The following is an 8,922-nucleotide window of genomic DNA, read 5'->3' on the forward strand; positions in this document are numbered from 1 at the left end:
ACCGCGCCGACGATGGCCGACAGCGGGATCAGCACCCGGTGGCCGGGGCCGACGAGCATGCGCACCAGGTGCGGCACGATCAGCCCGACGAACAGAAGCGGCGATCCCCGGGACGGCGAACCCGGTGTCGAGGCGTCGGCAGCCAGGGGGATACGGCGAGGCCGGAACTGACGATCACGGCCGGCCGGAATCCAGCATCGACCGAGCACAGTGGCCGGGAGGCACTGGCGCGCCCGATCGATCCGTGCACCGAGCCGGGGCGGCGCGCGGAGAACGCGCCGGGCCGCGCGTTTCACACCGAGTAGGTGCGCCGGCGCCGGACCGGCCCGCCAACCAGCCATCGTGACGACCGACCACGCGGAGGACGCCGCCTACCCGCGCAAACGCGACATCGACGCGGTCCACCGGCTGCCCTGACGCGGCACGTAGTGTGATGTGCGTCGCTTCGCTGGACTACACAAGCTACTGATGATAGCTTTTTAGCTATCACAAATAGCCTAGGAGATCGCCATGGCCACCCAGCACCTCTCACTTCCCAACGGCACCATCGCCTACGAGCTGACCGGTATGGGTATCGCGAATATTGCAGCTACTCCTTTGTGATGATGCACACCCCCCGGCTGTGATGCGGATCACTGAGCGCGAAAGAAGTTTTTGCGCACGCTGGTCCTGCGATCAATGCCCAGTTCCGCACCAGGCATGTGCAAACACGCAGAAATAGTCGTTGTCCACCCGGACGGTCGTGGGTAGAGCACCCCCGTTTCCCACCCAAATGACTGACGGGCCAACAAGATCCAATCCTTCGGGGCTGTAGCGACGCCCCGGCCAACAGAGCAGGCCGGGCTGCTCGCGGGCTGCCTCCGAGCGTGCAGCTAGATCTCGTCTTGGCTGGCTGGTTCGCCGAGCAGAATGTCGCGTTGAGACCGGACACGGGCGTGCAGGGCGTCGGCGAGGACGGCCACTTCGGGGCGTCGCAGGGTCTCGGGTCGTGCGACGAGCCAGTAGGTGAGGCGGATGGCGACCAGGTCGGGAAGAACCCGGATGAGGTCGGGGTGGCGGTCGGCCATGAAGCAGGGCAGCAGGCCCAGGCCTGCTCCTGCACGGGTGGCTTCGACGTGCACGAAAACGTTTGTGGAGGTGACTGATTCGCGCATGGCGGGCACGAAGTTGGGTGCCAGATCGAGGTCGTCGACCTGGAGCATGGAATCGACGAAATAGACCAGTGGATGTTCGGTGAGGTCGGCTATCGACTGTGGTGCGCCATTGGCGTCGAAGTAGGGCTGAGTGCCGTAGAGACCGATGACATAGTCCCCCAGGGGCATCGCGCGGGCCCGCCGCGCTTTGGGTTCGCCGACGACCACTTCCAGGTCCAGGCCTGAGCGATGCTCGGAGGCGCGGCGGGTGGCGGCGATGATTTCCACGGCGATCCGTGGGTGCCGACGACGGACCTCGGCGACGGCGGGCGCGGCGATGTAGGCGCTGAAGCCGTCGGTCGCCGACATGCGGACCACACCCTCGAGGATTCGTATGCCGCTGGCGCCGGTGGCGATCGAGCGCACCGCCGATTCGACGGCTTCGGCCGCCCCGAGGGCGTCTCGGCCGAGATCGGTCAGTTCCCAGCCGCCAGCACCACGGCTGAGTACGCGGCCTCCGAGGGCATGCTCGAGGGCGGAGATGCGGCGGGAGATGGTGGTGTGGTTGATGCCCAGCTCGTCGGCGGCGGAGATGTATCGGCCGGTCCGGGCGACCGCCAGCAGCACGAGAAGATCGTCGGGGCTCGGGTAGGAAGCGACCATGTCTGCATTCTTGCAGAGCCGTGGTGCGGAATTCGCCATGATTGAGGCGCGGATGTGCACGAATACCCGTTCATCGATGCAATTTGTGCGCCGCATCACAGCGAAGGGGGATGTGGCGGCCAGCGTAAGGAGAAAGTGTGATGAGCGTCGGCACAACCAGGCGCGGAAGCGATTCCGCCCTGTCCGGGCTTCGGAGGGTGGTGGCGGCTTCGATGGCCGGCACCGTCGTGGAGTGGTATGAGTTCTTCCTCTACGGCACCGCGGCGACCCTGGTTTTCAACAAGGTGCTCTTCGCCAAGGGCACCAGCGATCTCGACGCGATTCTCGCGGCCTTCGTCACCTACGCGGTCGGCTTCGCCGCGCGGTCGGTGGCGTGGTGTTCGGGCACTACGGCGACAAGTACGGACGCAAGAAGCTGCTGCAGCTGAGCCTGCTGCTGGTCGGCGCCTCGACCTCCTGATGGGCTGCCTGCCGACCTTCGGCCAGGTCGGCTACCTGGCTCCCACCCTGCTGGTGCTGATGCGCTTTATCCAGGGCTTCGCGGTCGGCGGCGAGTGGGGCGGTGCGGTGCTGCTGGTCGCCAAGCACAGTCCGGAACGCAGCCGGGGCGTTCTGGTCGGCGTGGCCGCAGGCCGCGGTACCGGTCGGCAACATCCTGGCCGCGGTGGTGCTGCTGGTACTGACCTCCTCGCTGTCGGACGCGTCGTTCCTGTCGTGGGGGGTGGTGTGTGGCGTTCTGGCTGTCAGCGGTGGTTGTGCTCATCGGCTACTACGTGCGCACCAAGATCACCGACACGCCGATTTTCACCGCCGCCCGCGAACAGGCCGAGCAGGAGCAGGCCACCGGGTTCAGCGCGGTGGAGGTCCTCAAGCGGTGTCCGCGTGGCGTGTTCACCGCCATGGGGCTGCGCTTCGGCGAAAACATCATGTACTACCTGGTGGTCACCTTCTCCATCACCTATCTCAAGGTGCATGTCGGCGCGGACACCAAGGTGATCCTGTGGTGGCTGCTGGTCGCGCACGCCGTGCACTTCGCGATCACCCCGCAGGTGGGACGGCTCAGTGATCGCATCGGCCGCCGCCCGGTGTATCTGGTGGGTGCGGTGACCGCGGCGACGTGGGCTTTTTCGCCTTCCCGATGATGGACTCCAAACACAACGTGGTGATCTTGTGCTCGATCATTCTCGGGCTGGTGTTCCATGCGTTCATGTATGCCCCGCAGCCGGCGATCATGGCCGAGATGTTCCCGACCCGGATGCGGTATTCCGGTGTGTCGCTGGGCTATCAGGTCACCTCGCTGGTCGCCGGGTCGCTGGCGCCGATCATCGCGGTGCGGCTGCTCGAGACCTGCAAGTCCTCGGTGCCGATCGCGGTCTATCTGGGCGTGGCGTGTGTGATCACCGCGGTCGCGGTGTTCTTCGCCCGCGAAACCAAGGGCCTGGATCTGACCGAGATCGACCTCGCCGACGCCCGCGAGCTCGCCGCCGGCACCGATCCGAAGGCGGTCAGCGCGTGAGCGAGGCGAACCTAGGTGACCTGGCGGGCCGCGCCGCGCTGGTGACCGGCGGCGCGAGCGGGATCGGCGCGGCCTGCGCCCGGGAGCTGGCGCGGCGCGGCGCGGCGGTCACCGTCGCCGACGTCGACCTGCTCGACACCACCGCGCTCGAAGAGCTGCGCCTGGATGTCGACATCCTGGTCAACAATGCCGGGATCCAGGCCGTGAGCCCGATCGTCGACTTCGCACCGGACCGGTTCCGGGCCATGCTCGCCCTCATGGTGGAGGCACCGTTTCTGCTGATCCGCGCGGCGCTGCCGCACATGATCGAGAATCGGTTCGGTCGCATCATCAACCTGCCCTCGGTGCACGGGTTGCGGGCCTCGGCCTACAAATCGGCCTACGTCACCGCCAAGCACGCCCTCGAAGGCTTGTCGAAGGTCACCGCACTCGAGGGCGGCCCGTACGGGGTCACGAGCAACTGCGTCAATCCCGGCTACGTGCGAACCCCCGTTGGTGGACAAGCAGATCACCGATCAGGCCCGAGCGCACGGCATCGCCGAACGCGACGTGGTCGAGCAGATCCTGCTGACCGAGATTGCGGTCAAACGGCCCCGCGGCGTGCCAGGACATGCGGATGAAGAACGGGCCGTAGTGGCCGAAATCGGCCGGCCATCCAGCTCGGCGGGTGAGATACCTTGCTTGGCACAGGCTTGATCCGGTAGATCCGGGCGGGTCGGTGTGGTGCACGCTGGGCGCCCACCCGTTGCTCACCCACCCACCCTTGGAACATAGTTCCAATGATCAGGGTCTGGATGATTCATATGACGCGACGAACGAACACGTGGAGGAATCAGTCGGGCTCGGTGTGCGCATCGCCGAGTTCCCGACCACGATCGCCGCAGCCGAATCCGCCGTCGCGCACGGTCTTTCGGTCGTCATGGGCGCACCGAACATCGTGCGCGGTGGAAGCCAGTCCGGCAACGTCGCGGCGTCAGCGCTGCTTCGGCGAGGACTGCTCCATATCCTCTCCTCCGACTATGTACCCTCCAGCCCACTGCAAGCCGTGTTCCAGCTTGTCGCCGACGGGACGCTCCGACTCGAAGAGGGAGCGAAGCTGATCAGCACGAACCCGGCCAAGGCGGTGGGGCTCGATGATCGGGGCGAGATCGCGGCCGGTAAGACCTCATCCGTGTACGTACACACACGCTGCCGGGCACGATGGCACACACTGTGGGGCTGAGCGTTCCGATCGTCCGCACCGTGTATCGGCAGGAGGTGCGAGTCGCGTGACCGTACCGAAGATCGGTCCAGGCGTCACAGGGATACTTTAAGGCGCACCGTCAGCTGGTGTGCGTGATCCAGAAGGAGCTTTCCCAGCTCGCTGCGTCGCGGTTCTCGGAAGCGTGTTTCAACTCCTGTGATGGTCAGTGCCCATGCGGGTCGGCCTGAGCGGTCGAAAACAGCCGCCCCCATGCCCCAGCTGCCCTCGACGATAAGCGCCGGGTTGACGGCGTATCCGTTGGTCAGTGTCAGCGCGATGCGTTCGCGAATTCGCCTTTCCGAGTGGGCTTCTCCCCACTCGGTGGCTAGATCGATGCGGGTGAAATAGTCGTCGATCTCGCGGCTCGGTAGATGACTCAAGATCGCCAAGCCGGCCGATGCGACGCCCAATGGAAAGCGTTTGCCTTCATGCAGAACGTGGGAACGCAAGGGAAAGCTACCATCTCGACTCAGGATGCATACGGTCTCGTCTCCTCGTTGCGCCGAGAGAAAGGCGCTCTCACCGGTGAGGCGCGAGATCTTGTCGACGATGTCGCGAGCTTGGTCGGTGATGACGTATCGGTTGGCCGCAGCGGCTCCCAGGAGATACAACTCGGGTCCGAGTGACCAGAGGCCGGTCTTGGTATCTCGATCGACGAGCCCTTCGGTGGCCAGCGAGGTCAGAAGTCGATGAGCTGTGGGACGGGCCAAGCCGGTGGTATTAGCAAGCGCGGTCGTCGAGATACCGACAGACTCGTGCGCGCTGATGGCGCGCAGCAACCGCGCTACTCGTTCGACCACATGAGGACTCTGCTGCGCTGAACGAGACATGCCACAAGTCTAACCACACGCGTTCGTCTAATGGACGCGAAGCTCGTGAGCTGCTCGTGGTTCGAACACTATTCGCGGCGCGCTTGTCAGGTACTCGCACGTGACGTTGACTTTGATCGAGTAACGCGACGTTCGCTAAATGGACGAGAGGTTTGGTTCTCAAGTGGCGATGAAGGTATGCGGGTCTGCAGCCGAGGCTGTCGCAGACGTCACGGTCGGTGCCTCGCTGGTGGTCGGAGGTTTCGGCCTGTGCGGTATCCCGAGCGAGCTGATCACGGCTCTATCGGCCCGGGGTGTCTCGGAGCTCGAGGTCTTCTCCAACAACTGCGGTGTCGACGACTGGGGATTGGGGGTCTTGCTGTCTGCTGGTCGAATCCGTCGTGTGACGGCGTCGTACGTGGGCGAGAACAAAGAATTCGCGCGTCAGTATCTGTCCGGCGAGCTCGAAGTAGAACTGACTCCGCAAGGGACTTTGGCCGAGCGGATGCGTGCTGGCGGCGCCGGTATCCCGGCGTTCTACACGCCAGCCGGTGTCGGTACCCCGATATCAGAAGGGGGGCTGCCCTGGCTATACGGTGCCGACGGCTCGATCGCGATAGCGTCGCCGCCCAAGGAGACGCGTGAATTCGATGGTCGGACCTACGTCCTTGAGCGTGCGATTGTCGCAGATTTCGCACTTGTCCACGCGGAGATCGGGGACAGTGAAGGGAATTTGGTATTCAACAAGACCGCAATGAATTTCAATCCGCTGGCCGCAATGGCGGGCCGGATCACTATCGCGCAGGTCGAGAAACTGGTGCAGCCGGGGGAACTCGACCCGGCAAGGGTTCACCTCCCGGGGGTGTTCGTCCAGCGAGTATTGCATGTCGGTGCACAAGAGAAGCGAATCGAGAAGAGGACGGTGTCGGCGTGAGCTGGTCACGGGAGCAAATGGCCGCCCGCGCCGCGGCCGAAATGATCGATGGCGAGTACGTGAATCTGGGGATCGGGCTGCCGACCTTGATCCCGAACCACCTTCCTGCAGGGGTGAAGGTGGTGCTTCATTCGGAGAACGGCATCCTCGGAACCGGTCCGTACCCGACGGAGGGTGAGGTCGATCCTGATCTCATCAACGCGGGTAAGGAGACCGTGACGATGAATCCGGGGGCAGCGTTCTTCGATTCGGCGTTGTCGTTCGGCATGATTCGCGGTGGGCACATCGATACCGCGGTCCTGGGCGGTATGCAGGTCTCTCAAAACGGGGATCTGGCCAACTGGATGGTGCCGGGCAAGATGGTCAAGGGTATGGGCGGCGCCATGGATCTGGTGCACGGTGCCCGGCGCGTCATCGTGGTCATGGAACACACCGACCGCGCCGGCGGCGCCAAGATCGTCGAACACTGCACGCTTCCGTTGACGGGAAAGGCTGTCGTGCAACGGATTGTCACCGATCTCGGCGTGATCGACGTACGCGACGGAACTTTGGTGCTCCGGGAGCTCGCGCCCGGTGTCACCGTCGGGCAGATAGTCGCCGCGACCGGTGCGGAACTGATCGTCGATCTGGAGGTGCCGGCGCATGTCTGAGGCACGGACTTCTGTCATTGTTTCCGGTGCTCGGACTCCGGCCGGTCGGCTTCTCGGTGATTTGTCCGGTTTTTCCGGTTCGGATCTGGGTGGTTTCGCGATCGCGGCGGCGTTGGAGCGCGGTGGTGTGCTGCCCGAATCGGTTGATTACGTGATCATGGGTCAGGTTTTGACCGCGGGTGCGGGTCAGATTCCGGCGCGTCAGGCCGCGGTGGCGGGTGGTATTGCGATGGATGTTCCGGCGTTGACGCTGAACAAGGTGTGCCTGTCGGGTATCAACGCGATCGCGTTGGCGGATCAGCTGATTCGTGCCGGTGAGTACGAGATCGTGGTGGCCGGCGGGCAGGAGTCGATGAGCCGGGCCCCGCACATGCTGGAGAAGAGCCGTGAGGGTTTCAAGTACGGCGACGTGACGCTGCGTGACCACATGGCCTACGACGGGTTGCACGACATCTTCACCGATCAGGCGATGGGCGCTTTGACCGAGTCCCGCAACACTGGCGACGGTATCGGCCGCGAAGAGCAGGACGCGTTCGCCGCCGCCTCGCATCAGAAGGCCGCGGCCGCGTGGAAGAACGGTGTGTTCACCGACGAGGTGGTGCCGGTGTCAGTGCCGCAGCGCAAGGGCGATCCGATTGTGGTGGCCGAGGACGAGGGTGTGCGCGCGGATACGACCGTGGAGTCGCTGGGCAAGTTGCGTCCGGCCCGTCCGGCCTTCCACAAGGACGGCACCATCACCGCCGGGTCGGCGTCGCAGATTTCCGACGGTGCGGCGGCGGTGGTCGTGATGAGCAGGCAACAGGCCCAGGATCTGGGGTTGAGCTGGATCGCCGAGATCGGTGCCGCGGGTGTGGTGGCCGGTCCGGATTCCACGCTGCAGGACCAGCCGGCCAACGCGATCGCGAAAGCCTGCGCGAAGGAAGGTATTTCGCCGGTGGATCTGGATCTGGTGGAGATCAACGAGGCGTTCGCGGCGGTCGGGATCGCCTCGACCCGCAAGCTGGGTATCGACCCGCAGAAGGTCAACGTCAACGGCGGCGCGATCGCGATCGGTCATCCGCTGGGGATGTCGGGCGCTCGGATCGTGCTGCACCTGGCGCTGGAACTGCAGCGGCGCGGCGGCGGGGTCGGTGCGGCCGCGCTGTGCGGTGGCGGCGGCCAAGGCGACGCCCTCATCGTCCGAGTCTGAGAGCAGGCGGGCAACATTCGGTTCGGTGTGTGCGAATTGCCGATCTGTCGCGATGCGAGGCTTGGCGTCGGGCGACGATGTGCAGATTTGGATCTGGCTGGGGACACTCTCGACTTCCCGCAATTCGCGCAGCGGCAATGCACTCTCTTCTGTACGGGCATAGAACGTGCCGAAAAGTCGGGTGGCCAAATCGTTTGTGACACGACCCGTCCGTCGCACGCGCGACTGTTTTGGCGGTCTAACGCTCTATGACGCGCCACCGGTCGGCAACTGACACCACATCTAACTTCGCAACTCTATCGGGACCGAAAAAAGGGTACAAGCATGGAATCGCGTAGAGCAAAGCGGTCGGGAACTGCGGCAATCGGCACGTCGGCCTCCGCTATAAGACACCGACGGCGTGAAGTGCTCAACTATTTTGGGTCGTGCCCGCAGCGTGGCTATGCGGCGAACGCGTTCATTACAGCGACGACCGATGCAGGTGGTATGACCGCGCTAACGACGGTCGGATCTTGCGGTCTACCGTGTGGGTGGTCGGGGCCGATCGAAATCACGACCATGACCGATGCTCAATCCTCATAGGTCGGACATCATCGGAAATGACAAGCTGATACGGTAAAAGGGAGCGTGCGACGGCGCTGATGGGGATCCCGCTTGATGGGCTCCGTGGCCGAAGTTGCGTTCACACTAAGAACTCCTAACAGAGTGAGAGGTTGACCAGCCGGCGCCAGCAGATGATGCTGCAGGCCAGGCTGAGGAAGGCTTCGTGGATGTCGTCGCGGATC

At 64.3% G+C, this 8,922-nt stretch carries 7 protein-coding genes and 3 pseudogenes; 6 read left to right on the top strand and 4 right to left on the bottom strand.

Annotated elements, in window-relative coordinates; translation table 11 throughout:
- On the bottom strand, positions 1–296 hold a 296-nt coding region (locus tag ACFXN1_RS50495; protein WP_379446275.1), incomplete at its 3' end, for an iron chelate uptake ABC transporter family permease subunit.
- 576 nt (positions 297–872) lie between these two features.
- Positions 873–1,835: a LysR family transcriptional regulator gene (locus tag ACFXN1_RS50500; RefSeq protein ID WP_379446274.1), complete on the bottom strand. Its 963-nt coding sequence runs from the start codon at positions 1,833–1,835 to the stop codon at positions 873–875.
- A 101-nt stretch (positions 1,836–1,936) separates the two neighbouring features.
- Between ACFXN1_RS50500 and ACFXN1_RS50505 the strand changes: the two are divergent.
- Both ACFXN1_RS50505 and ACFXN1_RS50510 read left to right on the top strand, forming a co-directional pair.
- A pseudogene (locus ACFXN1_RS50505) lies at positions 1,937–3,312 on the top strand (MFS transporter).
- Positions 3,309–3,903: pseudogene (locus ACFXN1_RS50510) on the top strand (SDR family NAD(P)-dependent oxidoreductase); the annotation flags it as partial. The pseudogenes ACFXN1_RS50505 and ACFXN1_RS50510, both read left to right, overlap by 4 nt.
- Here ACFXN1_RS50510 and ACFXN1_RS50515 read toward each other — a convergent pair.
- Positions 3,898–3,966 (bottom strand): annotated as a pseudogene (locus ACFXN1_RS50515) (catalase-peroxidase); the annotation flags it as partial. The pseudogenes ACFXN1_RS50510 and ACFXN1_RS50515 overlap by 6 nt on opposite strands.
- A 193-nt stretch (positions 3,967–4,159) precedes the next feature.
- Here ACFXN1_RS50515 and ACFXN1_RS50520 point away from each other — a divergent pair.
- Complete coding sequence (locus tag ACFXN1_RS50520) at positions 4,160–4,534, top strand: hypothetical protein (protein WP_379464113.1); 375 nt, start codon at positions 4,160–4,162, stop codon at positions 4,532–4,534.
- Between the two features lie 74 nt (positions 4,535–4,608).
- Here ACFXN1_RS50520 and ACFXN1_RS50525 read toward each other — a convergent pair whose 3' ends face one another.
- Positions 4,609–5,385 (bottom strand): IclR family transcriptional regulator, encoded by a 777-nt coding sequence (locus ACFXN1_RS50525; RefSeq protein WP_379446272.1) that lies wholly within the window; start codon positions 5,383–5,385, stop codon positions 4,609–4,611.
- A gap of 139 nt (positions 5,386–5,524) precedes the next feature.
- On the opposite strand from ACFXN1_RS50525, the gene ACFXN1_RS50530 reads away from it, so the two are divergent.
- From ACFXN1_RS50530 to ACFXN1_RS50540, 3 genes are read left to right on the top strand one after another with little or no spacing between them, the layout of a single operon-like run.
- Entirely contained in the window at positions 5,525–6,298 is a 774-nt protein-coding gene (locus ACFXN1_RS50530) for a CoA transferase subunit A (protein ID WP_379446271.1), read from the top strand.
- Positions 6,295–6,948, top strand: a complete 654-nt coding sequence (locus tag ACFXN1_RS50535; RefSeq protein WP_379446270.1) for a CoA transferase subunit B — start codon at positions 6,295–6,297, stop codon at positions 6,946–6,948. The genes ACFXN1_RS50530 and ACFXN1_RS50535 overlap by 4 nt, the downstream gene beginning before the upstream one ends.
- On the top strand, positions 6,941–8,137 hold the full coding sequence (locus ACFXN1_RS50540; RefSeq protein ID WP_379446269.1) for an acetyl-CoA C-acetyltransferase: 1,197 nt from the start codon (positions 6,941–6,943) through the stop codon (positions 8,135–8,137). Before ACFXN1_RS50535 ends, ACFXN1_RS50540 begins: the two co-directional genes overlap by 8 nt.
- Positions 8,138–8,922 lie beyond the last annotated feature (785 nt).

Origin of the sequence: Nocardia sp. NPDC059154 (assembly GCF_042755705.1) — a bacterium.
GTDB lineage: Bacteria > Actinomycetota > Actinomycetes > Mycobacteriales > Mycobacteriaceae > Nocardia.

Bases quoted from the DNA above. Each gene is read 5' to 3' on its own strand.
- ACFXN1_RS50525 (WP_379446272.1), bottom strand. From the start codon at position 5,385: ATGTCTCGTTCAGCGCAGCAGAGTCCTCATGTGGTCGAACGAGTAGCG.
- ACFXN1_RS50530 (WP_379446271.1), top strand. From the start codon at position 5,525: ATGGACGAGAGGTTTGGTTCTCAAGTGGCGATGAAGGTATGCGGGTCT.
- ACFXN1_RS50500 (WP_379446274.1), bottom strand. From the start codon at position 1,835: ATGGCGAATTCCGCACCACGGCTCTGCAAGAATGCAGACATGGTCGCT.
- ACFXN1_RS50540 (WP_379446269.1), top strand. From the start codon at position 6,941: ATGTCTGAGGCACGGACTTCTGTCATTGTTTCCGGTGCTCGGACTCCG.